Below are 24817 nucleotides of genomic sequence, written 5' to 3'. Positions count from 1 at the left end.
GTTCGCCAGGTCGACTGGCGAACCGTCACGGCCGTCCGGGCTGATCGATGACTGCCGTTCCTGCCCGGACCGAACGGATGACGAACAGAACCGGGCCGCCGCAGGGCGGAGGTGGCCCACTGTGGTGGTCGACCACAGGAGAACGTGGCCGGTGTTCTTGAGGGCCGGTCCTGCGGTCCTGTCAGTTCGGTGTCGCGGCGGGCTCGTGCACCATGCCCAGCAGTGCGAGGGCGTTGTGGACACCCTGTTCGAGGAGTTCGTCGGCGAGTTGCCGGTCGGTGAGTGCTCGGGAGAGTTGTAGGGTCCCGGCCATCATGGCGTAGGCGCTGAGTGCCATGGTGCGGGCCGAGGACGGGTCCTCGGGCGTCAGGCGTGCGGCGATGCCGTCGATGACGATCAGTACGCTGTCGGTGTACACCTGCCTGGTCGGGCCTGTGCAGCGCCCGATCTCGTCGAGCAGGGCGGCGGAGGGGCATCCGTCGTCGAGGCTGTCGCGGTGCTGGGCGGACAGATACCACCGTACGATCTGTTCGAGCCCGGCGCGGCCGGGCGCGGCATGGGCGACGATGCTCGCGTTCTGCGTCTGCAGCTGGTCGGCGACCGCGGAGGCCACGAGGTCGTCCTTCGAGGTGAAGTGGGTGTAGAAGGCGCCGTTGGTCAACCCCGCGTCCTTCATGAGCGTCGATATGCCCGAGCCGTCGATGCCGTCCCGCTTGAGCCGGCGGCCGGCCGCCTCGATGATCCGCTGCCTCGTCGCCTGCTTGTGCTCTTTCCCGTATCGCACCCCGTGCTCCTTTGTTTGACGGAGGACCGCTCCACCTCTGCCGACTCCCTCGACTTATTGTATGGTGAACGTAATTCAATGGATCCGGAGGGGGCGCCGGTGCTCGCTGCGCCTGGTCTTGCATTCTTAATATTACGATCATAATGTGACTGTCTGGAAGGTGTCTCGACTGATCGCGCATATCTGGCAGACAAGGCCGAGGACCTCACGGTCGAGGGCGCCTCGGCGCGCTTCACCTACCGGCGGATGGGTGGTCCGCGGGGAGGAGTCCCGCTGGTCCTGCTGAACCGCATTCGCGGGACCATCGACTGGTGGGACCCCGAGTTCCTGGACTACCTGGCCGCGGACCACGACGTGATCGTTTTCGACAACGTCGGCGTCGGCTACAGCGACGGTGAGCCGCGTGACTCCCTCGAAGGATTCGCCCAAGGTGCCATCGAGTTCATCGAGGCGCTCGGTCTTGTGCGGGCCGACCTGCTCGGCTGGTCTCTGGGCGGCATCGTGGCCCAGCTGGTGGCCGTGCGACGCCCCGAGCTGGTACGCAGGCTGGTCGTCGCGGGAAGCGGCCCGGCCGGCTGGGTGCCCGGCGCTCCGGACTTCAGCGAGAAGGTTCTGGGCATCATGGCCAAGCCCGATGCCGACCTGGAGGACATGCTGTACCTGTTCTACCCGGAGGCGGAGGCGGCCCGCGCCTCCGGGCGTGAGCACTTCGGCCACGTCTCGCCCCGTCTCGCCGCGGGTGGCCCCCCGGTCTCCGAGGGGGCGGCGCAGGGCATGCTCGCGGCGGCGGGTGCTCTCCTGGCGGCGCCCTTCGACGAGGTGCGAGCCGAACTGGAGGCCATCGAGCACCCTGTCCTCTACGCCAACGGCCTGGAAGACGTGATGGTCCCCGCCCGTAACTCCTATGTCGCGGTCCAGCACCTCGCCAATGCCACCCTCGTGCTGTACACCGGCGCCGGCCACGCCTTCCTCTTCCAGTACGCCAAGGCATTCACCAGGCAGGTGGCCGACTTCCTCGCCGCCTGATCGCGCCGCCCCCGAATGGCGCGGGGGTGATGGCCCACCGGTCCATCGCGCAAGCGCCGCCTCGCACCCCTGTGAGGCGGCGCTTGCGCGTTCGCCGAGGGCGCCGCTGCGAGACCTCGCTGGAAGCGGAAGGGCCGGGGTTCCCGGTGGCGATGGTCACGCCGGCTCTCTCCGGGGGTGCCGGAATCCATCGACCTTCGGTCATGTCGTCAGCTTCTTCGGCGCGCAGTCTTGCGACCTCATTGGATTACGGTGATAATTTAATGGTCGACGTGATGCTGAGGGGTTCGACCACTCAGGGTTCCGACCCCCACCGCCTTGGACCGTTGACTCTCCCCCTCCCGACACTCCCGCACCGAAGGGCATGACCGTGAACGATGCACAAGAAGCGCGAGGCCATGTGGTGGCGTCGTACAAGAACGCGACGACCCGCACCGTCTCCGCCGACGGAGTGACCTTCGCCTACCGTGAACTCGGTCCCCAGTCCGGCGTCCCGGTGGTCTTCCTCACTCACCTCGCCGCGGTGCTCGACAACTGGGACCCCCGGGTCGTCGACGGCATCGCCGCCAAGCGGCGGGTGATCACGTTCGACAACAGGGGCATCGGCGCTTCCACCGGTGCCACGCCGCGCACCATCCAGGCCATGGCCAAGGATGCCGTCACCTTCATCAGGGCTCTGGGGCTGGAGTACGTCGATCTCCATGGCTTCTCGATGGGCGGCATGATCGCCCAGGTGATCGCGCAGACCGACCCGCAGCTCGTCCGCAAGTTGATCCTCACGGGTACCGGCCCCGCGGGCGGCGAAGGCATCAAGGACGTGACCCGGTTGTCCCATCTGGACACCGTCCGAGGGCTGTTCACCCTTCAGGATCCGAAGCAGTTCCTCTTCTTCACCCGCACCGCGGGCGGGCGCCGAGCCGGAAAGCAGTTCCTGGCCCGTCTTAAGGAGCGCACCCACGACCGGGACAAGGCAATCACCCTCACGTCGTACGGTGCCCAGCTCAAGGCCATTCACCGCTGGGGGCTGGAGCGGCCCCACGACCTCTCCGTCGTCCGGCAGCCCGTGCTCGTCGCGAACGGCGAGAGCGACAGGATGGTGCCGACGGTGAACTCGGCCGACCTGGCGAGGCGACTGCCGAACGCCGAGTTGGTGATCTATCCCGACGCCGGTCACGGCGGCATCTTCCAGTACCACCGGGAGTTCGTGGGGACGGCCCTTGAGTTCCTCGAACGGTAGGGAGACGCGGAGCGCGGGCGCCGCTCGGGCTGAGGGTGCCGCTGCTCAGCGCAAGAACGCGAGGGCGTTCTCGACTCCCCGCTCCAGGACCTCATCGGCGAACTCTTCGTCGGCGAGGGCGCGGGACAGTTGCAGCGTCCCCACCATCATGGTGAAGAGCCCGATGGCCGTGCCGCGAGCGGACCGGGGGTCCTCGGGTGCCAGGCGGGCGGCGATCTCGTCCACGATGTTCCGCGCGCCGTCGGTGTAGGCCTGCTTGGTCTCGTCACCGCAGCGGCCGATCTCGTCGAGCAGGGCCGCGGAAGGGCATCCGACGCCGGGGTGGTCGCGGTGCTCGGGCGACAGATACTCGTGGATGAAGTCCTCGAGTCCCGGGCGGCCGGGCCGCAGGGTGTCGTACCTCGCGATCTGTGTGCGCAGTTGGTCGGCCACGACATGGGCGACGAGGTCGTCCTTGGACGCGAAGTGGGCGTAGAAGGCGCCGTTGGTGAGACTTGCGTCCGACATGAGCGTGGAGATGCCCGATCCGTCGATGCCGTCCTGCTTGAACCTCTGGCCGGCCTTCTCGATGATCCGTTCCCGCGTCACCTGCTTGTGCTCCTTGGCGTAACGCACCATGAGCTTCCTCCCACTGCTCGCAAGGCCGTTGCCTCGCAGCCCAGCCTAATCCATGGCCTGACGTGCGTAATATCATGGGTTGCGGGCGGCGCCGGCCGATGGCCACGTGGTCGGTTCGCTCTTTGCGTCCTCTGCGCTCTCTGTGCCCTCTTTGCCCTCGGTGTGACGATGTGCAGCCACTCACGACCGGGGGCGGGCGCCCGGTCCCAGCCGGGCTGTGACATCGCCAGGGGCGAGGGCGGAGTGCTCCGCCGAGCACTCGACCACGACGCGGACCGGTGCGTCGCAGTCGGTGTGGCGGACGTCCAGCACCGGGCCCTCGGGGCCGAGCGTGTGGGCCTCGCCCCACTGGCTCAGCGCCATCAGGACGGGCCACAGGTCCCAGCCCTTGCGGGTCAGGCGGTACTCGTTGCGGGAGCGGCTGCCCGGCTCCTGATAGGGGGCGGTCGTCAGGACGCCGGCCGAGATCAGCTTCCGGAGGCGGTCGCTGAGGACCGCCTCGGACAGGCCGATATGGCGATGGAAGTCGTCGAAGCGCCGGACTCCGTTGACGGCGTCCCGCAGGATCAGCAGCGTCCATTTCTCCCCGACCACGTCGAGCGTGCGCTGGACGGGGCAGTTCTCCGTGCTCGCCTCAAGCCACTCCATCACGCCATCGTAAAGCCTGGCTTCGCCATTGACAGTCAGGTGAGCAGGCATCTAGCTTCATTTTCAAAAGTCAGATGGAGGGGCACTCGGTAGTGGGACGAACACGTACGTATCACTGGGAAGATCCCGCGATCCTGGCGGAAGCCGCCGGACGCATGTCCGGCATCGACTTCCTGCGCGAACTGCGTGAGGGGCGCCTGCCGGGGCCGCCCATCAACTACGCCATCGACTTCACCCTGGAAGAGGTGGAGCCCGGCAGGGCGGTCTTCTCCCTGACGCCGGGGGAGGAGCACTACAACCCGATCGGCAGCGTGCACGGCGGCATCTTCGCCACCCTGCTCGACTCGGCGGCCGGATGCGCGGTCCAGTCGACTCTCCCGCAGGGCATGGCGTACACCTCGCTCGACCTGACGGTGAAGTTCCTGCGGCGGATCACCGTGGACACGGGCACGGTGTGCGCCATCGGCACCGTGGTCAGCAGCGGCCGCAGGACGGCGCTGGCCCAGGCGCAGTTGGTCGACGCGACGGACCGTCTGCTCGCCCATGCCACCAGTAGCTGCCTGCTCTTCCCGGTGCCTGCCCCTCAGGGGTGACCCCGGTCGGCCGGACTCCCTCGACCTCTCTCTTCGGGCGCCTGGGTCTGGGTCAGCCGGTGTAGGCGGGGTAGTCGGTGTAGCCGGCCGCGCCGCCGCCGTAGAAGGTGGCGGGGTCAGGGGTGTTCAGTGGCGCGCCGGAGCGTACGCGCTCGACGAGATCGGGGTTGGCCAGGGCCATGGAACCGACGGTGATGACGTCGGCGAGGCCGTCTTCGACGTCCTTGGCGCGGGTGGCGATGTCGGCGCCGCCTCGGTTGAGGAGCAGGGAGGTCGGCCACAGCTTGCGGAGGGTGAAGAGGAGTTCCTCGTCGCCGCCGTGGCCGATGTGCAGGTAGGCGAGGTTGAGCGGGGCGAGGGCGCGCAGGAGGTACGGGTAGAGCTCGTGGGGGTCGTCCTCCACCAGGTCGTTGATCTGGAAGGGGTTGCCGGGGGAGACCCGGATGCCGGTGCGGCCGGCGCCGATCTCGTCGGCCACGGCCGTGGCGACCTCCACCGCGAAACGGATGCGGTTGTCGAGGGAGCCACCGTACTGGTCGGTGCGCTGGTTGGTGCTGGGGAAGAGGAACTGGTTGACGAGGTAGCCGTTGGCCCCGTGGATCTCGACGCCGTCGGCGCCGGCCGCTATGGCGGCCGCGGCTGCGCGCCGGAAGTCGTCGACCGTCGCGGCGACCTCCTCGGTGGACAGTTCGCGCGGCACCGGCATCTCCTGGAGCCCGGTCGGGGTGAACGTCTGGCCGGCCGGCTTGATCGCGGAGGGAGCCACCGGCTGCCGGTGGTGGGGCGTGCTGTCCGGGTGGGCTATACGCCCGACGTGCATCAGCTGGATGACGATGCGACCGTCGGCCCCGTGTACGGCGTCGGTGACCTTGCGCCAGCCGGCGATGTGTTCGTCCGTGTAGATGCCCGGGGTCACGGGGTAGCCCTGGCCGTCGGCGGAGGGCTGGGTGCCCTCGGTGATGATGAGCGCGTGCGAGGCGCGCTGGGCGTAGTACTCGGCGTTCAGCTCGGTCGGCACGCCTTCCGGGGTGGCCCGGCTGCGGGTCAGGGGGGCCATGGCCAGCCGGTGGGGCAGGGCGATGCCTCCGACGACGGTCGGGTTCCACAGGGCGTTGAGCATGAATGATTCCTCGGGTGATGGGTGATGGGTGATGGGTGATGGGTGGTGGATCACTAGGGGGCCGGGCGGATGCCGCGAGGGCGTGGTCGACTACGAGACATCGGCCCGCCTTTAAATTACGCTCATAATACTATAGGGGTGGGGCGGATGTGCAAGGGGAGGGACTGTATGAGCGCCTGGCGCGAGAACAGGGTTGCTCTGCGCCGGTGGTCCGCTCCGACGTGAACCGCCGTGCTGAACATCGACGCGGTTACGCGCCGTCGGTCAGGCTTCGCAGGGCAGGTCGCTCATGAGGTGTGACCGGTGCGACGCAGAACAGGGCGCAGGATCTCGATGACGCCGGGGTCGTCCACCGTGGAGGGGATGGGTTCGTCGTGGCCGTCGGCGATGCCGCGCATCGTCTTGCGCAGGATCTTCCCCGAGCGGGTCTTGGGCAGGGCGGCCACGACCGCGACGTCCTTGAGGGAGGCGACGGCGCCGATGCGCTCACGTACGAGCCGGACGAGTTCGGCCTCGACCTCGCTCGGTTCGCGGTCGATCCCCGCCTTCAGGACGACGAAACCGCGCGGTACCTGCCCCTTCAGGGCGTCGGCGACACCGATGACGGCGCACTCGGCGACATCGGGATGGGCGGCCAGGGCCTCTTCCATGCTGCCGGTGGACAGCCGGTGCCCGGCGACGTTGATGACGTCGTCGGTGCGGCCCATGACGAACACGTAGCCGTCCTCGTCGATATGACCGCTGTCGCCGGTGAGGTAGTAGCCGTCGTACCCGGAGAGGTAGGAGGCGACGTAGCGCTCGTCGTCGTTCCAGAGGGTGGGGAGCGCACCGGGCGGCAGGGGGAGCCGTACGACGATCGCGCCGTCGACGCCCGCGGGCACCGGGTCACCCGAAGGGTCCAGGACGCGGACGTCCCAGCCGGGCAGCGGACGGGTGGGGGAACCGGGTTTGACGGGAGCGGCCTCGATGCCCACGGGGTTGGCGACGATGGGCCAGCCGGTCTCGGTCTGCCACCAGTGGTCGATCACCGGGATGCCCAGCAGATCGCTCGCCCAGTGATAGGTCTCGGGGTCGAGGCGCTCGCCGGCGAGGAAGAGGTGTCGCAGGCCGGACAGGTCGTAGCCCGCGGTGAGCGCTCCTTCCGGGTCCTCCCTGCGGATGGCCCGGAAGGCGGTGGGCGCCGTGAACATGGTCTTGACCCGGTGCTCCGCGGCAACCCGCCAGAACTGGCCCGCGTCCGGGGTGCCGACCGGCTTGCCCTCGTACAGGACCGTCGTGGCGCCGGCCAGCAGGGGCGCGTAGACGATGTACGAGTGCCCGACGACCCAGCCGACGTCGGAGCCGGTGAACATCGTCTCGCCCGGGCCCACGTCGTAGACGGCGCGCATCGACCAGCGGAGGGCGACCGCGTAGCCGCCGCAGTCGCGCACGACTCCCTTGGGCTTTCCGGTCGTTCCGGACGTGTAGAGGATGTAGAGGGGATCGGTGGCGGGGACGGGAACGCAGTCGGCCGGCGGCGCGGCGGCGACCAGATCGCCCCAGTCGAGATCGTCGGGCCCCAACTCGGCCGATTCCTGCGGGCGTTGCAGGATCACACACTTCTGCGGCTTGTGGGCCGCGAGTGCGATCGCCTGGTCGAGCAGCGGCTTGTACGCGATCACCCGCTTGCCCTCGATGCCGCAGGAGGCGGAGACGACCACCTTGGGGGCGGCGTCGTCGATGCGGAGGGCGAGTTCGCGCGGGGCGAAGCCGCCGAAGACCACCGAGTGGACCGCGCCGATGCGTGCGCAGGCCAGCATCGCGATCGCGGCCTCGGGGACCATCGGCATGTAGATGACCACCCGGTCGCCTTGCCCCACGCCGAGCCGCACCAGGGCTCCGGCGAAGGCGGCCACTTCGTCCCTCAACTGCGCGTAGGTGTAGGTGCGCCGGGTGCCGGTCACGGGTGAGTCGTGGACGAGGGCGGGCTGTTCGCCGCGGCCGGCCGCGACGTGCCGGTCGACCGCGTTGAAACAGACGTTCAGACGCCCGTCGGGAAACCAGCGGTAGAAAGGTGCGCCGGATGAGTCCAGGGCGCGTCGCGGAGTGACATCCCAGTCGATGCCCTCCGCCGCCTTCAGCCAGAAGTTCTCCGGGTCTTCGGTACTGGCACGGAAGACATCCTCGTACGTTTCCATCGCGCACTCCTTTGTGGCATCGAGGGGCAGGCGTGTGGTGGTGTGTGACACGGCTTCGGACACCAGTCTGTATGCCGACCGGCATGGCCGAGCGGGATGCCGTGGACCAGTTGCCCGGTCACCGGCGGAGCCACTGGCCCATTTGCTGGTGATCTCAGTCGTTGTCGGGTTCCATCGAGACCACGACCTTGCCGGCCTTGGTACGCCCCCGCTCGACGTACGCCATCGCCTCGAGCGTCCGGTCGAACGGGAACGTGCTGTCGATGACCGGGCGGAGCTTCCCGCTGTCGTACAGGGCGGCGAGCTTGCGCAGTTGGGAGCCGCTGGCCTGCATGAAGAAGAACTGGTAGCGCACGCCCAGGGCCTTGGCCTGCTTGCGGATCTTGCGACTGAGGACGTTCATGACCAAACCCATGAACGAGGGGGCGCCGAGCTGCTTGGCGAACCCGGCGTCCGGCGGGCCGACGACACCGATGGCCAGGCCGCCGGGCTTCAGCACGGTGAGCGACTTCTCGAGGTTCGCCCCGCCCACGGAGTCCAGTACCAGGTCGTAGCCGGACACGACCTTCGAGAAGTCCTCCTTGGTGTAGTCGACGACGACATCGGCACCGAGGCTCCTGACCAGCTTCTCGGTGTCGGTGTCCGTGGTCGTCGCCACCGTGGCGCCGAGGTGCTGGGCGAGCTGGACGACCGTCGAGCCGAGGCCACCGGCGCCGGCGTGGACGAGCACCTTCTGCCCCGGCTGCACGCGGGCGCGCTCGACGAGGATCTGCCAGGCGGCCAGGGCGACGAGCGGCACCGCGGCCGCCTCCTGGAAGGTGAGTGACGCCGGCTTGGGCGCCACGTCGTCCTGGTCGATCGCGATGAACTCCGCGAAGCCCCCGATCCGCAGGTCGCGCGGACGGGCGTAGACCTCGTCGCCGACCTGGAAGCCGCGTACGGCGGACCCGACCCGCGTCACGACGCCGGCCACGTCGTGGCCGAGTACGAACGGAGACCTGTACTTCAGGAGCTGCTTGAACTCCCCGTTGCGGACCATCTTGTCCAGCGGGTTGATGCTGCTGGCGAGCACTCTGACCAGGACGTCGCGGTCCCCGACGGTGGGCTCGGACACCTGTGCGGCGCGTACGCCGTCCTTGCCGTACTTCTCGACGACGAATGCCTTCATGTCGGCTGCCCTTCTGTGTGACCTGTTCGGTGTTCGGTATTCGGTGCGCGTCGCGCGAGGTCACGACGCTACGGGCTGAGTATATGAAAGTGAACTTAGGTGAGGTTAGAATCACCCCCATGGATGTGTGGACCGAAGTCCATCAGGGCACCGGAATGGACCCCCGCCTCGACCGGGACATGTCGAACTGCTCGATCGCGCGAACCCTTGAGGTCGTGGGTGAGAAGTGGACGATCCTGATCCTGCGTGAGGTCTGGTACGGCTCGTCCCGCTTCAGTGACTTCGAACGGGTCCTCGGCTGTCCGCGTAACCTCCTCGCGGCGAGGCTTCGCATGCTCGTGGACGAAGGGATCCTGGCCACCGAGACCTACAAGGAGCCCGGCTCGCGGAGTCGGCCCAAGTATGTGATCACCCCCAAGGGCATGGATCTGGTCCCGGCCGTGATGGGACTCCTGCAGTGGGGCGATCGTTACCGCGCCGACCCCGAAGGGCCCGCCGTTCTGACGCGCCATCGCGAATGTGGCGCGCACGTCGAGGTCCAGGTCCGATGCGAACGAGGTCACGCCGTGGAGGCGGAGGGCATCGAGAGCGTTCCCGGCCCCGCGTTTCGCATGAGGCCCGCCGAAAGCTAGTGAACAGAAAGGTCTGTCTGTACGCATCCCGAGAAAGCGAGCCGCGAGCGGCCGTTCCGGGGGGTATCGGGGCTACCGGGGCTACCGGGGGCAGGCTGAGTCGAGCAGGGCGCGCGCGGTCTGCTTGGCGGCTTCGGCGGCGTGGTCGGCGTGTTCGACGCGTGTTGCCGCCAGCGTGCCGTCGATGAGGACCGTGAGCTGGAACGCGAGTGTGTCGGGGTCCGCCGCACCGGCCGCGGCGGCCAGATCGCGCACCCAGGCTCGGACGCCGCGCTTGTGCTCCGCGGTGATGGTGTGTGCGGTGCTGCCGGGGTCGTACTCCGCCACCGCGTTGATGAACGCACAACCCAACGTGCCCTCTCGCGCCGCGTACTCCAACGCGACGAAGAGACCGAAGAGTTGGTCGCGCGGATCGTCCCCCGCCGCGAGTGCCGCCGAGCGCAACTGGTGTCGCCAGCGGTCGTCCATGCGTCGCAGATAGGCGGCGACGACGTCGTCCTTGCTGGGGAACTGCTTGTACAGCGTCGCCTTCGCCACTCCCGACTCGGCGATCAGCCGGTCCACCCCCACGGCGTGGATGCCGTGGGCGTAGAACAGCTCGCAGGCGGTGTCGAGAATGCGGTCCCGGGCCGGGAGCCGCTTGGGAGTGGTGCTCATGACGGGTAAACTAACAGACAGGTCTGTCTACTGCAATCGGGATCACTGCTGGTTGGCCAGGCGCAGAAGAGTGGTGGCCAGGATGTCGACGCCCTGGGCGCACGCCTCCGGGGTGGAGTACTCGCGGGGGTTGTGGCTGATGCCGTCGTACTCGCCGCGCACGAAGATCATGGCGGTCGGGCAGAGAGCGGCGATCTCCTGGGCGTCGTGCCCGGCTCCGGAGAGCAGGGAGATGTGCTTCAGGCCGTGATCGTCAGCGGCCTGGGCGATGACCTTCTGCACTCCCTCGTCGAAGGGGGCGTAGGCGGTCTTCGCCATCCGCCGGGTGGTCAGGGAGAGGCCCGGCCGGCTGCCCTCCAGTTCGTGCAGGAACGCGGCCAGTGCCTCCTCGGCGCGGGCCATGTGGGCGTCGTCCGGGTTGCGCAGGTCGACGGTCATCTCGGCGCGGGCCGGGACGATGTTGGTCAGGTCCGGATGGACGGTGAGGTGACCGACGGTGGCACGCAGATCGCCGTACTCGCCGGAGTCCACCAGGGACCGCAGATGGACGATGATCTGCGCGGCCGCGAGGCCGGCGTCGGCGCGCAGGTGGGTGGGGGTGGTGCCGGCATGGGCGGCACGGCCGTGGATGGTGATCTCCTGCCAGGAGATGCCCTGGACGCCGGTGACGACGCCGACGGGAACGCCGTGCTCGGCGAGGACGGGGCCCTGTTCGATGTGGCACTCGACGTAGGAGTGTGGCGGGGCGAGGCGAACGTCGGTGGGGCCGTCGAAGCCGGTGCGGGCGAGTTCGCCGCCGAGGGTGAGGCCGTCGCGGTCGGTGAGGGCGTGGGCGTACTCCAGGGTGAGGCGTCCGGCGGCGACGGCGCTGCCGAGCATGTCGGTGCCGAAGCGGACGCCTTCCTCCTCGGTGAAGATGCCGACTTCGATGGGGCGGCGGGTGGTGATGCCGCGTTCGTCGAGGGTGCGGACGACTTCGATGCCGCCCAGCACGCCGAGGCAGCCGTCGAAGGCGCCGGCCGTGGCGACACTGTCGATGTGTGAGCCGGTCAGGACCGGGGCGGCTGTGAGGTCGGTGCCCTCGCGGCGGCCGTAGATGTTGCCCATCCGGTCGATGCGGACCGTCAGTCCGGCCTGTTCCATCCACGTGACGACCTGACGGCGGCCCGCCGCGTCGGCGTCGGTCAGGGCGAGGCGGTCGACACCGCGCAGACCGGTGCGCTCGTCGTCGTACGCGCCGATCTCGGCGAGGTCCATCAAGGACTGCCACAGGCGGGCGCCGTTGACGGTGATCGTGTCGGGGGCGGATGTCATGAGCTGTCTCCTGGAGGTTTTCGGGAACGGTGGCGTGGCGGTTGGGGCCGGGCCGGCGTGGGGAGTGGTCGCGTGTGGAAGACGGCGATCTCCGGGGCGCGGATGTTGCTGATGAGGCCGGTCGGTCACGGGCTCCCGCGGTATCGGCCGAGGCGCGGGCGGTCTGGCGGTGTTGCCGCAGCGCCTCACACCGAGGAACCAGCGCCTCACACCCAGGAACACCGGTGTGAGGTGATGAAGGTGCGCTGGTTCGACGCGGGATCAGGTGTTCAGCGATCGGTGGTGGCGTGCGGGTTCGCGGCCGGGTCCTCGGTGCTCAGCAGCACGACCACCGAGGACGGGCCGAGGTCCAGTGCCGTGCGGCGTTCGTCGGCTTCCACGCCTGTCAGCGCCGCACGCAGGCCGGCGAGGGTCGCGGCCCCGCACGGGCCCGAGGAGACGCCGAGGGCGCAGAGATCAGCGGCCGCACGGGCGCTGTCCGCGTCGGGGACGGCGACTGCGGCGTCCAGCCCGCTGTGCAGGTAGGGCCAGGCGATGCTGGAGGGGGTGCCGCAGTTCAGCCCGGCCATGGTGGTGTCGCCGGTGGGGACGCTGACGGGTTCGCCAAGGGTGAGGCTTTCGAGGACGCAGGCCGCGGTCTCCGGTTCCACCGACAGCAGCGCCGGAGCCCATCCGGTGGGGCGGCTGCGGTAGTGGGTGACGACCGCCTGGGCCAGTGAGCCCACGCCCACCGGTATGGAGACGAGGTCGGGTCCCTGGACGGCACCTTCGGCCGCCAGTTGCTCGTCGATCTCGGCGCAGAGGGTGGAGTAGCCCTCTACGATCCACCCCGGGATCTGTTCGTAGCCCGGCCAGGCGGTGTCCTGGACCAGGACCGAGTCCGGCCCGGCCGCTGCCTCGGCCGCCGAGCGGACGGCCTGGTCGTACGGCCCCGCGACCTCGGTCACCTTCGCCTGCTCGGCGGCGATGGCCGCCGTCGCCTGCGGATGCACACCCTGCGGGACGAACACGTGGGCGTGCTGCCCGAGTAGGCGCGCCATGCGGGCCACCGCCCGGCCGTGGTTGCCGTCCGTGGCAGTCACCAGGGTGACCGGGCCCCTCTCTCGACCGCTCGCAGCCCGCTCGGCAAGGGTTCGGTGGACGGCCCAGGACGCACCCAGAGCCTTGAACGCGGGCAGCCCCAGACGGCACGACTCGTCCTTGACGAAGACCCGGCCGACCCGTAACTCCTCTGCCAGCGACGGCAGTTCGGTCAGCGGGGTGGGTGAGTAGCCGGGCAGCGCGGCATGGAAGCCCCGTACGTCGGCGGGTGCGGGTTCACACCGCCAGGCACGGGCGCTGGGCCGCACGGACCACGGCAGCGCACGGATGAGGGAATCGTTCTCAGACACACCAACAGGGTCGGACGTCTCCCTGCGATCGGTCCAGCGAATGTTTTCAACCTATACTCATCGGAGAAACCGATCATTCTGCCGGGGCGGCGAGGAGAGCGGTCTTCCCATGTTCGACCTGCACCGACTGCGCCTGCTGCGCGAACTCAAGCACCGTGGCACGCTCGCGGCCGTCGCCACCGCCCTGTCGTATGCGCCCTCCTCCGTTTCCCAGCAGCTCTCCCAGCTGGAAGCCGAAGTGGGCGTCCCGCTGCTGGAACCGGTCGGGCGGCGGGTGCGGTTGACCGAGCAGGCCGAGATCCTCGTCGCCCATACCGAAGCGGTTCTCGAACGCCTGGAGCGCGCGGAGGCGGATATCGCCACGTCCCTGACCGAGCTGACCGGCACGCTGCGCATCGCCTCGTTCCAGACGGCCGCGCTGGCGCTGGTCCCGGCCGCGCTCGGCCTGCTGCGCGATCAGCACCCTCATCTGCGCGTCCACGTCACGCACATGGAACCGGAAAAGGCCCTTCCCGCCCTGCAGGCCCGCGACTTCGACCTGGTCCTCGCCGAGGAATACCCCGGCAATCCCAACCCACGACCCGCCGAACTCGAAGAGGAAGACCTGCTCGACGACCCCCTCCACCTCGCACTGCCAGAGACGACCGGTGAGGCCCACGCCGGCCCGACGGCGGCACTGCGCTCACTCGCGGACCACCCTTGGGTGATGGAGCCCGAAGGCACAGCCGCCCGGCACTGGGCCGTGACCCTGTGCCGCAACGCCGGCGTCGAACCCGACGTACGGTTCGAGACCACCGACCTCCTGCTCCACCTCCGTCTCGTCGAGCAAGGACACGCCACAGCCTTCCTGCCCGACCTCGTCTGGAGCGGACAACCTCCGACCGTCCCCCTGCGGCAGCTCCCCCGCGGGCAGCGCACACGCCGCGTCCTCACCGTCGTACGTCGAGGACGCAGCCGGCACCCGGCCATCCTGGCGTGCCGGGACGCCCTCCACCGAGCGGTCACCCCGCGCTCCCGCCGGACATCGGTAGAGCGCGGGGACTGACGGCGCCGCCTGAGCGGGGCCGCCCGTGGTCCGCCTACCGCTCGGGCCGCCCACCGGCCACCTCGGCCGGAGGGAGTACCTGCTGAATCTGACCAGACGGGTCGGAACCTGACCAGACGGGTCGGTGGGCGAGGGTAATACCTTTGAGAAATCGGGTACTTACTCATGAGTCAGATGCTATTGACGCCTCGCCTGGTCGTTGCGACGGTAGTGGACATGTCGAATGTGGCGGACATGTCAAGACTGCGTACGCGTTGGCTCGGTGTCGTCGTCCTCGTCACCGGCTTCCTGACCACGGCGGGCTCCCAGCCCGCCTCGGCTCTCCCCGACGAACTCTGGTTCGACGCACCGGCCGCGGCCACCCTCACCGTCGAGAACGGCCGCTTCACCGACGGCCTCGGCCGTGAGGTCGTCCTGCGGGGCTACAACGTCTCCGGCGAGACGAAGCTGAAGGAGAACAACGGCCTGCCCTTCGCCTCGGTCGCGGACGCCAAGAAGTCCGCGACCGCGCTGAGAGCCCTCGGCGGCGGCAACTCGGTCCGCTTCCTGCTGTCCTGGGCGTACGCGGAGCCCGTGCGCGGCCAGGTGGACACGGCCTACCTGGCCGCCGCGACCGACCAGATGCGCGCGTTCCTGGACGCCGGGATCCGCGTGTACCCCGACTTCCACCAGGACCTCTACTCCCGCTGGCTGTTCGACTCGGACAGCTGGTACACCGGCGACGGCGCCCCCAAGTGGGCCGTCGACCTCGGCGACTACCCCGACGAATACTGCGGCATCTGCCCGTTCTGGGGTCAGAACATCACCTCGAACGCGGCCGTGACGTCGGCGTCGTACGACTTCTGGCACAACGAGTACGGCCTCCAGGACGCCTTCCTCACCACAGCCCAGAAGACGATGACGTACGTGAAGCAGAACCTCACCACGACCCAGTTCGCGGGCGTCGTCGGCTTCGACCCGTGGAACGAACCGCACGCGGGCACCTACGACTCCGGCCAGACCAGCCGGGCGTGGGAGAAGGACGTCCTGTGGCCGTTCTACGTCAAGTTCCGCGCCCGTATGGACGCGGCAGGCTGGCAGGCCAAGCCCGCCTTCGTCGAGCCGAACCTCTTCTGGAACGCCAACCTCGACTTCCAGAAGCAGGAAGGCGGCCTGCTGGACGCGGGCACGCTCGGCCCGCGCTTCGTCTTCAACACCCACTTCTACGACCAGAAGGCCATCTCCGGCGTCTTCATGTGGGGCAAGGCGGAGGACGGCCAGTACGTCGGCGACTTCGGTACGGTGCGCGACCGGGCCTCCGCGACCGGGACGGCGGGGATCATCAGCGAGTTCGGGCACCCGCTCACCGGCTCCGTCTCCGACAAGGCGCCCACGGTCTACAAGGCGATGTACCAGGCCCTCGACTCCCGGGTGAAGGGAGCGAACTGGTGGTCGGACCCGGCGGGCTCCGGACCCGTCCTCTCCGGCTCCCAGTGGCAGTGGGACATCTACAACGGCCGCCACCACGAGCTGATGAACGACAACCCGGACAAGGTGCAGACCGAGGGCGACGGCTGGAACAGCGAGGACCTGTCCGCCGTGCGTCTCGACGACTCGGGCAAGGCCGTGCTGCGCCAGGACGCACGGCTGCTGGACCGTGTCTACCCGAGCGCCACCGCGGGCCGCTCGGTCGCGTTCACCTACGAGGACCGTTCACGGGACGGCTCCACGACACTGACGTGGAACCCGGTGCCGAGTTCCCTGCCGAACGTCAATCAACTCGTGGGCTCGGGCCAGTACGCGCTGCTGGTCTGGCGCTCCGACGGCAGCTCCGAGCCGACGGAACTGCACCTGCCGGCGTCCTTCCCGAACGCGTCGACGACCGTGGTTTCCGACCTCGGAACGACGGTCGGCCCACCGGCGTACACCCGCACCACTCCGATCGCCACCGCCAGTGAACCGGGAGGCACCGGCAGCCGCCGTCTGCTGCTCACGGCCGCCGACTCGGGCACGCTGCACTACGCCCTGGTCACCAACGGCGCGACAGCCCCGTCCACGTCACTGCTGAGCGCGGCACGGACGGAGCTGTCGTCGTGGATGGCCTCTGAGCTCAACTGACCGACGTGGCACAGGACCTGCCGTCACCGCTGACGGTCGCCCGGTACGGCTGTCAAAATCGAGCGACGGCCGAACCGGACCTACGGCCGGCGAAACACGAGAAGGGGGAACGCGGTGGCGGGCAGGCTCAAACAGCCGACCGGCCGTTACGGGGGGAAGTCCGCGGAGGAGCGCCAGGCGGAGAGACGTCGCCGCTTCCTGCACGCCGCTCTCCAACTCTTCGGCGACAGCCCGGGGTTCCGTGGCACGACCGTGGCGGCCCTGAGTGAGGCGGCGGGCCTGTCGACCCGTCAGTTCTACGAGGAGTTCCGCACCCTGGAGGAGGTCCTGGCCGTTCTCCACCTCCAGGTCAACGACTGGGCGGAGGAAGCCGCGCTGATCGGACTCGCCGCGGCGGAGGGGCAGTCCATCACCGAGCGCGCCACGGCGGCCTTCCGTGCGTACGCCGCCAACGTCACCGGCGATCCACGTCGGCTGCGTATCACCTTCACCGAGATCATCGGCGTCAGCTCCCGACTGGAACGGCAGCGTCTGGAACGCCGCTCCCGCTGGGTCGACTTCATCTGCGCGGAGGCGGCCGCGGCCGCCGAACGGGGTGAGGCGGCCCGGCGGGACTACCGCATCGCGGCCGCCGCCTTCATCGGCAGCGTGAACGGCCTGCTGCACGACTGGCAGGCGGGCTGGGTGGACGCGAGCCTTGACGAAGTGGTCGAGGAACTCGTGCAGTTGCTCCTGGGGATACTGCGGCCGCCGGGGTGGGAGCCCGGGCACTGAACGGTCGGCCGCGGCAACCGGGCCGACAACGTCATCGGCTGGCGCTCAGGCGTCGGCGACGCGCCGCACCGCGGCGAGGACCGGGGCCACCGCGTCCTCGCCGCGGACGCGCTCGGCGAGACTCCGTGCGCGCTGCCCGTACGAGGCGTCGGCCGTGGCCTCCCGCAGCGCGGCGGCCAGCACCTCGGTCGTGAGGCCACGCAACGGCACGGCCCGGGGCGCCACACCGAGCGCGACGAGCCGGGCGGCCCAGAAGCCCTCGTCGAACTGGATCGGCACGGGCACCGTCGGCACACCCGCGCGCAGCCCGGCCGCCGTCGTGCCCGCGCCTCCGTGATGAACCACCGCCGCCATGTGCGGGAACAGCAGGGAGTGCGGCACCTCCCCGATGGTCAGCATGTCGTCACCCTCACCGCGCAGTTCGCCCCAGCCCCGCTGGATCACCCCGCGCAGTCCGGCCGCGCGCAACGCCCGTACGACCCGCGCGCTCAGCCGCTCGGCGTCGGGCACGGTGGCACTGCCCAGGCCCACGAAGACCGGGGGAGGGCCGACGTCCAGGAAGTCCCTTAGCTCCGGCGGAAGTTGGCTCTCCCCGTCGTACGGCCACCAGTAGCCGACGACGTCCAGCCCGGACCGCCAGTCGCGGGGCCGGGACACCACCAGCGGGCTGAAGCCGTGGAGCACGGGCCAGCCCCGCCGCTCGCGGGCCTTGCGGACGGCCCCGAGACCGGCCCGGGGCAGACCGAGCCGGACCCGCAGATCCCGTACCGTCTCCGCGAAGACCCGCTCCACGGCCAGGTTCACGCCGTGCCCGGCCGCCCGGTTCAGCACCGGGCCCCAGGAGCGGGTGCCGGTCATCGGCGGTGCGAACTCCGCTGTCGGGGCCAGTGGTTGCAGATACACGCCCATGCTCGGGAGCGACAACCCCTCGGCGACGGTGTGCCCGAGCGGGGCGAGGGCACCGGACAGCAGCAGGACGTCACTGGCGCGGGCGGCGGCCATGACGTCGTCGACCATCTGCCCGGCGAGCCTGCGGGCCATCTCCACCATGCGGAGCAGCTTTCCGGCACCGGTGCCGCTGCGGTGCAGCCCGCGTCCGCGCTCCGACTCCAGCTCGGCCCGCGGATCGACGGGCAGCGCGTGGAACCGCACCCCCGAACGCCCCACCAGCGGCTCGAAACGCCCGTGCGTCACCAGGGTGACGTCGTGTCCGGCCCGCACCAGCCCATGTCCCAGTCCGGTGTACGGGGCCACGTCGCCCCGTGAACCGGCCGTCATGATCGCTACCCGCACGCGGGTCAGTATGGCGGCGTACGAGTGATGGTGCCCGGCGCAAGGGGCGGCACGTCCGAAATTGGCCCCTGGGTTTCCGAAAGGGCTCGCCCAGTGATCGAGGACCGGCGCCACCGGGCCCCTCGTCCCTCAGAGGCCCAGTTGTCGTTCGGCTCCCGTGACGGTCTGCTCCAGCAGTGTGGCGATCGTCATCGGGCCGACACCGCCCGGCACCGGCGTGATCAGCCCCGCCCGCGTGACGGCGGAGTCGAAGTGCACGTCGCCGACGTTCCCGGGGTTGTACCCGGCGTCGACCACCACGGCCCCGGGCTTGATGTCCTCGCCGCGGATGAGTTCGGGCCGTCCCACGGCGGCCACCACGACGTCCGCCTCCCGCAGGAGCGACGGCAGGTCCTTCGTCCGCGAGTGGCAGTACGTCACCGTGGCGTCCCGGCCGAGCAGCAGCATCCCCACCGGCTTGCCGAGGATCGCGCTGCGGCCCACGACGACGGCCCGCCGCCCCGCCAGGTCCACGTCGTACTCGTCGAGCAGCCGCATGATGCCGCCGGGCGTGCAGGACAGGAACCCGGGCAGCCCGAAGCTCATCGCGGCGTACGAGCTGAGGGTGACCCCGTCGACGTCCTTCTCCGGCGCGATCGCCTCGAACGCGGCCCGCTCGTCGATGCGGGGCCCGACGGGGTGCTGCAGCAGGATGCCGTGCACCGACGGGTCGGCGGAGAGCGCGGTCAAGGTGTCGACGAGTTCGGCGGTCGTGGTCGTGGCGGGCAGGGAGACCTGCCGGGACTCGATGCCCGCCTTCCGGCAGCGGTTCCGCTTCATCCGGACGTAGGTGACGGAGGCGGGGTCCTCACCGACGAGCACCGTCGCGAGACACGGCGCCGTGCCGGTGCGGCGCGTGACCTCGGCCGCACGCCGTGACGCCTCCTCCACGATCCGCCGCGCGAGACCGGTGCCGTCCATGAGTCGGGCCTGGTGGGCCTGGGACATGCGCTCCTCCTGAGCGTCGTCGTGACATCGCCCAGGCGCGCGGCAGGAGACCCGTTCGTCGAGCCGCTCCCCGGTGGTACTCCACCTCAGCGCCAGTCACGGCCCGCCGACCACGGTAGCTGAAGCGCCCCGAGGCCGTACGCGCGCGTCGTATGATCATCGGCTGGGCGGCGCAGGGGGGAGTGGACGGGTGGAAGAACTACACGCGGAGGTCCTTCGAGGACTGGCCGTCAATCCGAGTACGCCGAGTGACGTGCTGCTCCGACTCCTGGAGCCGGACGCGCGGGCCGCGTGGTTCTGGCTGTGCTTCCGGACCGGCGGTGTCCCGGACGACGTCGCTGACGCGATCGTCGCCCACCCCGACCACCGGGTGCGCGGCATCCTCGCCGAGAACATGACCGCCGACCCCGCCCAGCGAGCCCGCATGGCCGACGACCCGGAGGTCAAGGTCCGGCGGGCCCTGGCCATGGGGCCGGAGCCCTTCCGGGCGGAGGTCGAGCCGCTCCCGGATGCGGCGTACGAGCGGCTGCTGAGCGACCCGGACAGCCAGGTCCGCGCCTGGACGGCGCAGTCGCGCGAGATCCCGAACCGCCTCCTCGCCGGATACGCGGACCACGCCGACGCCGAGGTCCGCGCGGCCGCGACCCGCGCCTGGGACGAACTGCCCCCGGCCGCACGGCAAGCACTCCTCACCGACCCCGACGCGGGCGTACGCACGGCCGCGGCCCAGCGCGTCTGCCACCAGGACGCCGCACGCACCGACGAGCTGTTGGGCGTACTGGATGGGTGGGAGCGTGAACTGGTCCTGGGGCGGGGCCTCCTGACGCGGGCCACGGCCGAACGTCTGGCGTGCGGTGAGGACGACGGGGACCGGGGCGCCGTGGCCTTGAACCCGTCGCTTCCGCCCGACCTGGTGGACCGCCTGGCTCGCGACCCCGAGCACTGGGTCCGCCGCGTCGTGTCCGCACGGCCCGAACTGACCGAGGAACAACGGGCCGCGATCGACTACCGAGTCGAGTCGGACGAGCGGCTGACTCCCCTCGACTGGGTGCTCGCGATACGCGACGACCCCGAAGCCCTCCGCCGCTGCGCGACCTCCGCGCACATCTGGCTGCGCCGCAGCGCCGCCGTGCACCCGCGGCTGCCGTCCGACCTCGTGGACCGGCTCGCCACGGACGACGACTTCGCGGTCCGCCTCCTGACCTGCGAGTTCCAGCCCGCCGCGCCGGCGGAGGCGCTACTGGGTGTGTTCCTGGAGTGGCAGGGCATCACACGGAGCGTACTGCTGAGCAAGCCGCAGTTCCCGAGACGGGGACTCGCGCGGTACGCGGACCACGATGAGCCCGGGCTCCGTAGACTCGCCGTCCACGACCCCGACGCGACACCGGAGTTGATCGAACGCCTCAGCCGCGACGAGTTCGGCATCGTGCGGGCCGCCGCCGCGAAGGACTCCCGCCTCTCACCCGAACGGATCGAGGAACTGCTCAAGGACTTCAGCGCCGCCCAGAGTGCGGCCGCCAACCCGGCGCTGCCGGCCGAGGTCATGCACCGATGGCTGGACACGGCGTTGTCCTGACGCTCAGGAGCCCGCGCCCCACCGGCTCAGGCGGTGGCGAGGAACTGGGTGGCCGCCAGTTCCGCGTAGAGCGGGTCGGCGGTCACGAGTTCCCGGTGGGTGCCGACCGCCCGTACCCGGCCCGCGTCCATCACGACGATACGGTCGGCCATCGTCACCGTGGACAGCCGGTGCGCGACGACGAGGACCGTGGTCGTCCGGGCGACATCGGCGACCGTGTCCCGCAGCGCGGCCTCGTTGACCGCGTCGAGCTGGGAGGTCGCCTCGTCGAGGAGCAGCAGGCGCGGGCGGCGCAGCAGGGCGCGGGCGATGGCGACCCGCTGGCGCTCGCCGCCGGAGAGCTTGGTGCCGCGATGCCCGACGAGGGTCTCCAGCCCCTGGGGCAGCTTCGCGACCAGCCCGTCCAGGCGCGTCGTCTTCAGTACGCGCGTGAGGTCGGCCTCGCCCGCCTCCGGGTTCCCCAGCAGCAGGTTGTCGCGCAGTGAACCCGACAGCACGGGCGCGTCCTGCTCCACGTAGCCGATCGCGGACCGCAGCTGGGGCAGCTCCCAGTCGGTGACGTCACGTCCGTCGAGCGTGATGACTCCCGCCTCGGGGTCGTAGAACCGCTCGATGAGGGAGAACACGGTCGTCTTGCCCGCGCCGGACGGACCCACGAACGCGGTCATGCCCCGCGCCGGGACCGCGAACGTCACGCCGTGGTGGACGTACGGCAGGTCCTCGGCGTACCGGAAGCGGATGTCGTCGAAGGCGAGCGCGGCCGGCTCGGCGCCGGGGGAGGGCAACGGAGCGGGCCGGGACGCCGGTTCGGCGGGCAGCCGCTCGGCCTCCTGGATGCGGGCGAGCGCGGCGGCCCCGGTCTGGTACTGGGTGATGGCGCCGACGACCTGCTGGATCGGCGACATCAGATAGAAGACGAACAGCAGGAACGCGACCAGCGTGCCCACGTCGATCGCGCCCGTGGCGACCCGGCCCCCGCCCACCGCGAGCACGGTGATGAAGGCGATCTGCATACAGAGCCCGGCGGTGTTCCCGGCGGCCGCCGACCACTTGGCGGCCCGCACGCTCTGCCGCCACGACTCCTCGGCCGCTTCGTGGATCGTCGCCTCCTCGCGGTGCTCGGCACCGGACGCCTTGATGGTGCGCAGTGAACCGAGGATCCGCTCCAGGGCGGCACCCATCGCGCCCACGGCGTTCTGCGCCTCGCGGCTGGCCCGGTTGATGTGCGGCACGATCACCCCGAGCACGACGCCCGCGCCCGCGATCACGCCCAGCGTGACGGCCAGGAGGACCGGGTCGACCAGGCCCATCATGACCACGGTCGCGACGAGCGTCAGCCCGCCGGTGCCGAGGCCCACCAGCGAGTCCGTCGTGACCTCGCGCAGGAGCGTGGTGTCCGAGGTGATGCGGGCCATCAGATCGCCCGGCTCACTCCGGTCCACGGCGGCGATCCGCAGCCGCAGCAGGTACGACGACAGGGTGCGCCGGGCCCCGAGTACCACGGACTCGGCGGTGCGCCGCAGCACGTACGACCCCAGCGCCCCGATGGCCGCGTTGGCGATCACCAGGGCCGACATGACGAGCAGTGCCCCGGTGATGGGCCGGTCGTGCGACAGGTCGTCGATCAACTCCCGCGCCACCAGGGGCAGCGCGAGCCCGCTGGCACCCGTGGCCAGCGCCAGCAGCGCGCCCAGCAGCAGCGACCAGCGGTGCGGCCGTATGTACCCGAGCAGCAGCCGCCAGGCGGGCGTCTGCTCGGTTTCGGTCTCCTGTGCGCTCACGTGTGCGCTCACATCGCTCCTCGCGAGGGAGTGGGGCGGAGCGTTCAGGCTACGCCCGCCTCGGTGATCCACATCCCTTACCGATCAGTCACGCGTAGGGTCGGAGGAGCGGAAACCGACCGACGGAAGGGTCCACCATGGCGCAGGAAGTACGCGGCGTGATCGCACCGGGCAAGAACGAGCCGGTGCGCATCGAGACGATCCTCGTACCGGATCCCGGACCGGGTGAGGCCGTGGTGAAGGTACAGGCGTGCGGGGTGTGTCACACCGACCTGCACTACAAGCAGGGCGGCATCGGCGACGACTACCCCTTCCTGCTCGGCCACGAGGCGGCCGGCGTCGTGGAGTCGGTCGGCGAGGGCGTCACGGATGTCGCACCCGGTGACTTCGTGATCCTCAACTGGCGTGCTGTGTGCGGCAATTGCCGCGCGTGTAAGCGCGGGCGGCCCTGGTACTGCTTCGCCACGCACAACGCCGAGCAGAAGATGACCCTCGCCTCGACCGGCCAGGAACTGTCCCCGGCCCTGGGCATCGGCGCCTTCGCCGAGAAGACCCTCGTCGCGGCCGGACAGTGCACCAAGGTCGACCCGGCCGCGTCCCCGGCGGTGGCCGGTCTGCTCGGCTGCGGTGTGATGGCCGGCATCGGCGCCGCCATCAACACCGGCAACGTGGGCCGGGGCGACAGCGTCGCGGTCATCGGCTGCGGAGGTGTCGGCGACGCGGCCATCGCCGGGTCCCGCCTGGCCGGTGCCGAGAAGATCATCGCCGTCGACATCGACGACCGGAAGCTGACCACCGCCAAGAGCATCGGCGCCACGCACACCGTCAACTCCAAGGACACCGACCCCGTCGAGGCCATCCGCGAGCTGACCGGCGGCTTCGGCGCCGACGTCGTGATCGAGGCCGTGGGCAGGCCGGAGACGTACAAGCAGGCCTTCTACGCCCGCGACCTGGCCGGCACGGTCGTCCTGGTCGGCGTCCCGACGCCGGAGATGAAGCTGGAGCTGCCGCTGCTGGACGTCTTCGGCCGGGGCGGTGCGCTGAAGTCGTCCTGGTACGGCGACTGCCTGCCGGACCGCGACTTCCCGATGCTGATCAACCTGTACCTCCAGGGTCGTCTGGACCTGGAGGCGTTCGTGACGGAGACCATCCAGCTCGACGAGGTGGAGAAGGCGTTCGAGCGGATGCACGCCGGTGACGTCCTGCGGTCGGTGGTGACGCTGTGACGGACGCGCGCATCGAACACCTCGTCACCTCGGGCCAGTTCACGCTCGACGGCGGCACCTGGGACGTCGACAACAACGTGTGGATCGTCGGCGACGACCGCGAGGCGATCGTCATCGACGCCGCACACGACGCGGACGCCATCGCCGAGGCGGTGGGGGACCGGCGCCTGCTGGCCATCGTGTGCACCCACGCCCACAACGACCACATCGACGCCGCGCCCGCCCTGGCCGAGCGCACCGGTGCCACGATCTGGCTCCACCCCGACGACCTGCCGCTGTGGAAGCAGACCCACCCCGACCGCCTTCCGGACAACCGGCTCGCCGACGGTCAGGTCATCGAGGTGGCCGGCACGGAACTCACCGTCCTGCACACCCCGGGCCACGCCCCGGGTGCGGTGTGCCTGTACGACGCCGGTCTCGGCACGGTCTTCACCGGCGACACCCTCTTCCAGGGCGGACCGGGAGCCACCGGGCGCTCGTACTCCCACTTCCCGACGATCATCGACTCGATCCGCGACCGGCTGCTCGCGCTGCCGTCCGACACGGTCGTCCGCACCGGACACGGCGACTCCACGACGATCGGCGCCGAGGCACCGCACCTCGACGAGTGGATCGCCCGCGGGCACTGACCGCACTCCACAGGTCCTGGGGCCGGGGCCGGGCTGCCGCGAAG

The 24817-nt window shown here is 70.1% G+C and carries 22 protein-coding genes and 1 riboswitch; of the genes, 10 read left to right on the top strand and 12 right to left on the bottom strand.

The window, feature by feature from the left end:
* Positions 1-181: 181 nt before the first annotated feature.
* Positions 182-784 (bottom strand): TetR/AcrR family transcriptional regulator, encoded by a 603-nt coding sequence (locus tag FNH08_RS15615; RefSeq protein ID WP_322724583.1) that lies wholly within the window; start codon positions 782-784, stop codon positions 182-184.
* Positions 785-1030: 246 nt separating this feature from the next.
* Here FNH08_RS15615 and FNH08_RS15610 point away from each other — a divergent pair, with 246 nt between their 5' ends.
* Positions 1031-1810 (top strand): alpha/beta fold hydrolase, encoded by a 780-nt coding sequence (locus FNH08_RS15610; protein WP_152772087.1) that lies wholly within the window; start codon positions 1031-1033, stop codon positions 1808-1810.
* Positions 1811-2174: 364 nt separating this feature from the next.
* Positions 2175-3047: an alpha/beta fold hydrolase gene (locus FNH08_RS15605; protein WP_152772086.1), complete on the top strand. Its 873-nt coding sequence runs from the start codon at positions 2175-2177 to the stop codon at positions 3045-3047.
* Positions 3048-3092: 45 nt separating this feature from the next.
* On the opposite strand, the gene FNH08_RS15600 is transcribed toward FNH08_RS15605, so the two are convergent.
* Positions 3093-3665, bottom strand: a complete 573-nt coding sequence (locus tag FNH08_RS15600) for a TetR/AcrR family transcriptional regulator (RefSeq protein ID WP_152772085.1) — start codon at positions 3663-3665, stop codon at positions 3093-3095.
* 180 nt (positions 3666-3845) lie between these two features.
* Positions 3846-4313 (bottom strand): winged helix-turn-helix transcriptional regulator, encoded by a 468-nt coding sequence (locus FNH08_RS15595; RefSeq protein WP_152772084.1) that lies wholly within the window; start codon positions 4311-4313, stop codon positions 3846-3848.
* Positions 4314-4405: 92 nt separating this feature from the next.
* On the opposite strand from FNH08_RS15595, the gene FNH08_RS15590 reads away from it, so the two are divergent.
* Positions 4406-4906 carry a PaaI family thioesterase gene (locus FNH08_RS15590; RefSeq protein WP_322724580.1) on the top strand — a complete coding sequence of 167 codons (501 nt, stop codon included), beginning with the start codon at positions 4406-4408 and terminating at the stop codon, positions 4904-4906.
* A 52-nt stretch (positions 4907-4958) separates the two neighbouring features.
* Here FNH08_RS15590 and FNH08_RS15585 read toward each other — a convergent pair whose 3' ends face one another.
* The 3 genes from FNH08_RS15585 to FNH08_RS15575 all read right to left on the bottom strand — a co-directional run bounded on the left by FNH08_RS15585 (position 4959) and on the right by FNH08_RS15575 (position 9371).
* Positions 4959-6026: an alkene reductase gene (locus tag FNH08_RS15585; protein WP_152772082.1), complete on the bottom strand. Its 1068-nt coding sequence runs from the start codon at positions 6024-6026 to the stop codon at positions 4959-4961.
* Between the two features lie 287 nt (positions 6027-6313).
* The gene (locus FNH08_RS15580; RefSeq protein WP_152772081.1) at positions 6314-8203 is read right to left on the bottom strand and encodes a propionyl-CoA synthetase; all 1890 of its coding nucleotides are present in this window, start codon (positions 8201-8203) and stop codon (positions 6314-6316) included.
* A gap of 154 nt (positions 8204-8357) precedes the next feature.
* The gene (locus FNH08_RS15575; protein ID WP_152772080.1) at positions 8358-9371 is read right to left on the bottom strand and encodes an NADP-dependent oxidoreductase; all 1014 of its coding nucleotides are present in this window, start codon (positions 9369-9371) and stop codon (positions 8358-8360) included.
* A gap of 155 nt (positions 9372-9526) precedes the next feature.
* Between FNH08_RS15575 and FNH08_RS15570 the strand changes: the two genes are divergently transcribed.
* Positions 9527-10003 (top strand): winged helix-turn-helix transcriptional regulator, encoded by a 477-nt coding sequence (locus FNH08_RS15570; protein ID WP_152772092.1) that lies wholly within the window; start codon positions 9527-9529, stop codon positions 10001-10003.
* Positions 10004-10084: 81 nt separating this feature from the next.
* Here FNH08_RS15570 and FNH08_RS15565 read toward each other — a convergent pair whose 3' ends face one another.
* The 3 genes from FNH08_RS15565 to FNH08_RS15555 form a co-directional block, all read right to left on the bottom strand.
* Positions 10085-10660: a TetR/AcrR family transcriptional regulator gene (locus FNH08_RS15565; protein WP_152772079.1), complete on the bottom strand. Its 576-nt coding sequence runs from the start codon at positions 10658-10660 to the stop codon at positions 10085-10087.
* A 42-nt stretch (positions 10661-10702) separates the two neighbouring features.
* Positions 10703-11974 carry a M20 family metallo-hydrolase gene (locus FNH08_RS15560; protein ID WP_152772078.1) on the bottom strand — a complete coding sequence of 424 codons (1272 nt, stop codon included), beginning with the start codon at positions 11972-11974 and terminating at the stop codon, positions 10703-10705.
* Between the two features lie 269 nt (positions 11975-12243).
* Complete coding sequence (locus FNH08_RS15555) at positions 12244-13365, bottom strand: diaminopropionate ammonia-lyase (protein ID WP_322724578.1); 1122 nt, start codon at positions 13363-13365, stop codon at positions 12244-12246.
* A 109-nt stretch (positions 13366-13474) separates the two neighbouring features.
* Between FNH08_RS15555 and FNH08_RS15550 the strand changes: the two genes are divergently transcribed.
* The 3 genes from FNH08_RS15550 to FNH08_RS15540 all read left to right on the top strand — a co-directional run bounded on the left by FNH08_RS15550 (position 13475) and on the right by FNH08_RS15540 (position 17281).
* Positions 13475-14410 (top strand): LysR family transcriptional regulator, encoded by a 936-nt coding sequence (locus tag FNH08_RS15550; protein WP_152772077.1) that lies wholly within the window; start codon positions 13475-13477, stop codon positions 14408-14410.
* Positions 14411-14626: 216 nt separating this feature from the next.
* Positions 14627-16507, top strand: coding sequence for a cellulase family glycosylhydrolase (locus FNH08_RS15545; RefSeq protein ID WP_152772076.1), 1881 nt, complete (start codon positions 14627-14629; stop codon positions 16505-16507).
* A 114-nt stretch (positions 16508-16621) separates the two neighbouring features.
* Entirely contained in the window at positions 16622-17281 is a 660-nt protein-coding gene (locus tag FNH08_RS15540) for a TetR/AcrR family transcriptional regulator (RefSeq protein WP_322724576.1), read from the top strand.
* Positions 17282-17326: 45 nt separating this feature from the next.
* On the opposite strand, the gene FNH08_RS15535 is transcribed toward FNH08_RS15540, so the two are convergent.
* Together FNH08_RS15535 and FNH08_RS15530 are read right to left on the bottom strand one after the other, a co-directional pair.
* Positions 17327-18559, bottom strand: coding sequence for a glycosyltransferase (locus FNH08_RS15535; RefSeq protein WP_152772090.1), 1233 nt, complete (start codon positions 18557-18559; stop codon positions 17327-17329).
* A gap of 144 nt (positions 18560-18703) precedes the next feature.
* The gene (locus FNH08_RS15530) at positions 18704-19561 is read right to left on the bottom strand and encodes a bifunctional 5,10-methylenetetrahydrofolate dehydrogenase/5,10-methenyltetrahydrofolate cyclohydrolase (protein WP_152772075.1); all 858 of its coding nucleotides are present in this window, start codon (positions 19559-19561) and stop codon (positions 18704-18706) included.
* A 22-nt stretch (positions 19562-19583) separates the two neighbouring features.
* Positions 19584-19671, bottom strand: a riboswitch (ZMP/ZTP riboswitch).
* A gap of 143 nt (positions 19672-19814) precedes the next feature.
* Here FNH08_RS15530 and FNH08_RS15525 point away from each other — a divergent pair.
* Complete coding sequence (locus FNH08_RS15525) at positions 19815-21137, top strand: hypothetical protein (protein ID WP_322724574.1); 1323 nt, start codon at positions 19815-19817, stop codon at positions 21135-21137.
* A gap of 26 nt (positions 21138-21163) precedes the next feature.
* On the opposite strand, the gene FNH08_RS15520 is transcribed toward FNH08_RS15525, so the two are convergent.
* Positions 21164-22918 (bottom strand): ABC transporter ATP-binding protein, encoded by a 1755-nt coding sequence (locus FNH08_RS15520; protein ID WP_322724584.1) that lies wholly within the window; start codon positions 22916-22918, stop codon positions 21164-21166.
* Between the two features lie 137 nt (positions 22919-23055).
* Here FNH08_RS15520 and FNH08_RS15515 point away from each other — a divergent pair, with 137 nt between their 5' ends.
* Together FNH08_RS15515 and FNH08_RS15510 are read left to right on the top strand one after the other, a co-directional pair.
* Entirely contained in the window at positions 23056-24144 is a 1089-nt protein-coding gene (locus tag FNH08_RS15515; RefSeq protein ID WP_152772074.1) for an S-(hydroxymethyl)mycothiol dehydrogenase, read from the top strand.
* Positions 24141-24773 (top strand): MBL fold metallo-hydrolase, encoded by a 633-nt coding sequence (locus FNH08_RS15510; protein ID WP_322724572.1) that lies wholly within the window; start codon positions 24141-24143, stop codon positions 24771-24773. The genes FNH08_RS15515 and FNH08_RS15510 overlap by 4 nt, the downstream gene beginning before the upstream one ends.
* Positions 24774-24817 lie beyond the last annotated feature (44 nt).

Origin of the sequence: Streptomyces spongiae (assembly GCF_009377185.1) — a bacterium.
Lineage (GTDB): Bacteria > Actinomycetota > Actinomycetes > Streptomycetales > Streptomycetaceae > Streptomyces > Streptomyces spongiae.
The sequence above is the reverse complement of the archived record's forward strand: the minus strand, read 5'-3'. Positions and strand labels throughout refer to the sequence as shown.